This is a genomic window from Armatimonas sp. (genome assembly GCF_043760365.1).
In the GTDB taxonomy this organism is placed as follows: Bacteria; Armatimonadota; Armatimonadia; order Armatimonadales; family Armatimonadaceae; genus Armatimonas.
The window spans coordinates 1-4,704 of record NZ_JAYUPA010000460.1 but is presented as its reverse complement, the minus strand read 5'-3'; the positions used below and the strand labels follow the sequence as shown (position 1 = coordinate 4,704).

5 protein-coding genes are annotated in these 4,704 nt (G+C 56.4%); 1 reads left to right on the top strand and 4 read right to left on the bottom strand.

Going from position 1 to position 4,704, the window contains the following annotated elements:
* From ACH2EH_RS10840 to ACH2EH_RS10830, 3 genes are all read right to left on the bottom strand, one after another.
* The coding region (locus ACH2EH_RS10840; RefSeq protein ID WP_395141562.1) for a hypothetical protein at window positions 1-443 on the bottom strand (443 nt) is incomplete at its 3' end.
* A 10-nt stretch (window positions 444-453) separates the two neighbouring features.
* Window positions 454-1,095, bottom strand: coding sequence for a hypothetical protein (locus ACH2EH_RS10835; protein WP_309695923.1), 642 nt, complete (start codon window positions 1,093-1,095; stop codon window positions 454-456).
* 27 nt (window positions 1,096-1,122) lie between these two features.
* Entirely contained in the window at window positions 1,123-2,262 is a 1,140-nt protein-coding gene (locus ACH2EH_RS10830; RefSeq protein WP_395141560.1) for a vWA domain-containing protein, read from the bottom strand.
* A gap of 321 nt (window positions 2,263-2,583) precedes the next feature.
* Between ACH2EH_RS10830 and mgtE the strand changes: the two genes are divergently transcribed.
* On the top strand, window positions 2,584-3,966 hold the full coding sequence (gene mgtE, locus ACH2EH_RS10825; protein WP_395141558.1) for a magnesium transporter: 1,383 nt from the start codon (window positions 2,584-2,586) through the stop codon (window positions 3,964-3,966).
* Between the two features lie 15 nt (window positions 3,967-3,981).
* On the opposite strand, the gene ACH2EH_RS10820 is transcribed toward mgtE, so the two are convergent.
* Window positions 3,982-4,572 (bottom strand): DUF937 domain-containing protein, encoded by a 591-nt coding sequence (locus ACH2EH_RS10820; protein ID WP_395141557.1) that lies wholly within the window; start codon window positions 4,570-4,572, stop codon window positions 3,982-3,984.
* Window positions 4,573-4,704 lie beyond the last annotated feature (132 nt).

Below are 4,704 nucleotides of genomic sequence, written 5' to 3'. Positions count from 1 at the left end.
TCTTCTTGCGCCAGAAGCATATCCAGCTCGTGCTCGTTCAGGGGAGCCTTGCCCCAGCGGCGCAGAAGACCCCCCGGAATCTGGGTCGCCATTGTCAGCCCTGCAACCGAGGCCGCTCCCATCACGGCGGCTCCGATAGGCATGTGTGCTACAAATCCCATGATCGCGCTCTGAATGCCCAGATTCAGACCTAGACCACCTCCCAGTCCAAACAAGATGCCATAGAGCTGCCCACTCACACTACGGACGGCTTGCTCCGCCGCCTCGCCCTGTAGCCCCGTCTCTTTCGCCCAGAGCCGGATGAAAAAATTCGATTTCCCCGAGCTGAGCAAGGTGTTACGCAGTCGCCGTGACGAGCGCTGACTGGCATTGGCTTGCGCGGCGCGCATTTGAAACAGGGCGATGGCGCGGCTGCCGCCCAGGTCGGCGGGAATGAGTTCCATAGTCAGGTTTCTAGCGCCGTGTGAGCACAACCACTAGTACAAAGAGAGCGGCGATCCCGCCAAGTACCAAGACAAGCGGGCTATACCAGCTTACGAACTGAAAAATGAAGAGCGCCAGGGCCGCAAAAATTCCGAGAATCAGCCCAATACGAGCCGCGCTAGAGGGATTGCCTTGCTTGTTTGTCGAGCGGGCGATGAGATAGACCAGAAAGGGGAGCATGAAGATGCAGATCAGTAGCCCAACTCCCATCACGATCCACTTGTCTACCAGACTCTCGACGACAAAGACATAGCTGTCGGATTCATTGGAGGGATAACGTGTCTTGAGGCCTTTCTCATTCTCGACTTCAAAGAAACTTTTATGATCTCCCTTGGCGAAGCTATTAATTTCCCAAGTGAGTTTCAAGCCACTTTCTGTATTCCCACTCAGCTCTTTGGCGGGAAAATTGGGTTCACCATCGCCGGAGCGGTCGTGGAAGGTCGCGCTCTTGAGGGCATAGCCATCCGGGTCTTTATACTCCATGTGAAGGGTGTACTTTTCCCCAGCGCGGTAGAAGCTCTTCAGATCCTCAGTCGGTTTCAGTTCAGGCTTTGCCAGGGAGGGCAACGCTAGCGCAAGAGCGGCGATGAGCAGGCAGAAAAGACGGGTCAATCTCACAGTTTTCCTCTAGTTTTCGTTTCAGATCGGTTGGTTTGGGTTGCTAAACTTCAGCCGGGACTCTTTTACAAGCGCCCCATTACTATCTAAGATGCTCACTCGAACCTCATCGCCGTAGCGTAGGGGCGATGATTTTTCCAGCGGCATGCCATTGTGGTAGACACGGGCCTTGACTCCAGGTTGCGGCTCCAGCGTAAATTCACCGCGCCCGCCTTTGACCGTGGCGATAACTTCCTTTGTGCCCGCAATGGGATAGGCATCTAGCGCTGCGGAGCCCCCTTCGCCACCGAGGCGTAGAACAGTATTGCCACGGACGTCAAAGTCACGCGGCGCTCCCGTACCCACGATGCGCAGGGGCAGAGGTTTGGGGCGTAAAATCGTAAAGAGGATTCCTAGCACGGCAACACTGCCCACACCAAGGAGGAGCGCCCACGGGAACTCATCGGGTTTTGACGTGGGAGTCGAAATAGGGGAGCTTTGTTGTGTCGGCTCTGGAGTGGCGACGATGGTTTCCTTCGGCGCAACTTTAAAGCGCTCTTTGGGGCGGCCTGAGGGGAGAATCTCCACCCCAATTCCAAAGGTCTTGCCCTCGCTGCCCGTCATCCACGTGAGCTGTGACTCGTAGTCCTGGTTTTCTGGGGTGTTCGGATAGATCTCCAGCTTGCCTGGGGTGTAGTATTTTTGGTACTCCGTGTAGGCAGTGGGGGTGTTCTTGGGCGGATCGTTGAAGGAGTCCGTCAGGATCACAAGAAACGGCGTCTTCCCCGAGGCCCGTGCGAGCTTGAGCGCTTCGTGGTGCGGCTGACGGATGTTGGTGCCTTCGCCCGGCTCGGGCTTGAGGGGGAGCTGATCCATGAGCTTTCGTCGTGCCGCAGGAGTGCCTGGAGTCTCGTCAAAGATTTTCTTGTAGCTCGCTCCAAACGTGTAGAGTACCACTTGATCACCGTCGCTCAGGCTGTCTTTTAAGATAGTTCCGGCTGCATCACGCATCTTACGGTTGTAGTCGTCCACTTTCATAGACTCAGAGACATCCATGATCAAGATAACACACTTCGGACTTCTGGCTTTAAGATCCGTGACAATATCTCGCAGGTCAGTCTGCGCCAGAGCGGGGAGAAGCGCCGCGAGAGCGGCTATGAGGGTAAGTGAAAATCGAAGCATCCGCACAATGTTCCTATTGTACCGGATAGGACGCCTACGTGGTGACTTTGGTTACGTCTGGCTCTTGCCGAGAGGGTCAGAAAGCGATACAATCGCCCGGTTTCCTCAGGCGCTTTATAACGCGGGAAGCCAGGAGAGCCCGAAATGTCGGACGGTTCCAGTCACCAACAAGAAACACCCATGAAAGAAAATGCGACGGACGAAGGCTTAATGCCGTCGCGACGGACAACCCGCTCTTAAGCTTCTAAAGCGATAGGGCACTGATGCCCGTCGCGACTTCCAAAAACCTTCTTTCCCGGTTGCATGATGAGGATACCTCACATGATCCGGATGGAAACACTCGAAAAAAACACCGAGCGTCTTGAGGACGGCCTGCGCAGTGTGCTCCGCACGCCCGACGATGCTCCGCTGATCGCGCTCCTCGACGGCTACCACCCTGCGGATATTGCCGAGGTCATGGAGCGCCTCGACGACGACGAGTCTATTCGTCTGTTCCGTATCCTCGACTCGGATCGTGCTGCGGAAGTGCTCGATGAGCTCGACTCGGACACCGCACGCTACCTACTCGATAACGAAGTCCCCGAGCGCATCTCCGTTTTACTAGGACTCTTGCCCGCCGACGATGTCGCGGAGCTAGTCTCTGAGGTGACAACCCCAGAGAAACAGGAATCTCTTCTCACGAGCTTGGCGCGCCAGGATCCTGAGGATGCACAGGATGTCCGGGATCTGCTCGCCTTCAAGCAGGGTACTGCCGGTCGTTTGATGACCGATCGGTTCGTCAGCCTGTCACCCGATCAGAGTGCGGAGTCGGCATTTGCGACGCTAAGAAGCTTTGCCGACGAGGCGGAGACCTTTAACGCTCTCTACGTTCTGGCGGGGGAGCGCTTGGTGGGGGTGCTCTCGCTGCGGGACTTACTTCGTGCCAGGCCCAACCAACTCTTGAGTGAACTCATGATCTGTGATGTGGTCTCGATTCCTGCGGATTTAGACCAGGAAGAGGTCGCACGCCTCGTCACCAAGTACGATTTCACCGCACTTCCGGTTATTCTGCCCAATGGCACGATGGCGGGAATCGTGACCATTGATGACGTGGTAGATATTTTGCGCGAGGAGCAGACTGAAGACCTCCTCAGACAGAGCGCTATCTCCGCTGAGCCGGGAATGCGTAATCTGTCCTACTTCTCTGTGCCGATTTGGCGGGTCGTGCGCTCACGAGTGGGCTGGCTGATGCTGTTGTTTGTCGGCGGAACACTGACGAGCGAAATTCTTCACACCGCGGATGAGCACTCTGTCTCGCCACTGGCTGCCTTTATTCCACTTCTCACCGGAACCGGGGGCAACACGGGAGCGCAGAGTGTCTCCACTATTATTCGCGCGATTTCCCTTGGTGAAGTGCGAGGCCGTGATCTCTCCCGTGTCCTGCTCCGTGAGCTTATGGGAGGGGTTCTTCTCGGGGTACTCCTAGGAGCCATTGCGCTTGTCTGGGCACGGCTACGCGGCAATCCACTGGACCTCAGCTTGGTTGTGTCTCTGACTGTAGTTGCTGTCTGCACCTGGGCAAATTTGATGGGATCGCTGATCCCAATGGCAGCCCAAAAGCTAAAAATTGATCCGGCCCTGGTATCAGCGCCCTTGATCTCGACCCTGGTGGATGCAACAGGGCTTTTGATTTATCTGAATATCGCCCGGCACCTGTTGCACTAACCCCTAAACGGCCGGTTAGCGCTTGAGAAAGCGCCCGGCGAGCCCGATGATGTCATCTACGGGGGAGCCATCGTGGTTCTGATCTAGGAGCTGGCCGACCATCCCTATCATCCCGCTTGCCGCAGGCTGTGCTTGCTGCTGTTGACTGCCGCCGCCACCGAGGAGCATTCCCGCAAGACCCATCACATCGAGCCCCTGCTGTTGCTTCTGCTGGCCAAGATAGCCCATCACGATTGGCGCGAGCATCTGCAACAGCGCACCACCATTGGCACCTCCCAGGCTCTGGCCGACTACATTGCTGATCTGGTTGGTCTGCCCGCCCAGAATATGCCCAAGAATTGCGGCTCCGGGACCCTCTTGGTGGCCTGAGATCGCGCCGCTGAGATTGTCAAGGATACTGCCATCGTGATCGCTCGCGAGGGCATTGTCGAGCGACTGTGCACCGTCTTCGCTTTGTGCATTGCGCACCAGTGCGCCCAGAAGAATCGGCAGTGCGGCCTGAATACCGTTCTGTGCGGTGCCTTCATCTACACCGAGCTGCTCTGCGATCTGTCCGACCGCGCTACCACTGAGCTGTCCCATTAAACCCTGGAGAAGAGTGTCCATTAATTATCTGTCCTATTGATTCTAGCAAACATCTTGCCAGGATTGGGACAGTAAAAAGTGTCTGGAAGTTCCAAACACAGTCAGGAAGATCGGGATGACAGGATTCGAACCTGCGGCCTCTCGCTCCCAAGG